The 217-nt window shown below is 60.8% G+C and carries 1 protein-coding gene; it reads left to right on the top strand.

Annotated features, from left to right (window positions below):
* The coding region (locus tag AF337_RS12035) for a hypothetical protein (protein ID WP_152971013.1) at positions 1–217 on the top strand (217 nt) is incomplete at both ends.

A 217-nucleotide genomic window follows, 5' to 3' on the forward strand; every position in this document is an offset into this window, starting at 1 on the left:
GCGCTACGCCGACGTCGCGCTGTACGAGGCAAAGATGGGCGGCAGAGGCCAGTGGCGCGTCTATTCACCGTCCATGGACGGCGGCAGGAATGCGCGCGACATTCTCAAGAACGAATTGCGGGAAGTTCTGGCCAAAGGCACGGCCTCATCCGCTGACGGTCCACAATCCGACCCGATTGCGAACAAGCCGGACTTCGGATCGCTCGAAGTCTATTAC

The organism is Rhizobium ecuadorense (assembly GCF_001187535.1).
Classification (GTDB): domain Bacteria; phylum Pseudomonadota; class Alphaproteobacteria; order Rhizobiales; family Rhizobiaceae; genus Rhizobium; species Rhizobium ecuadorense.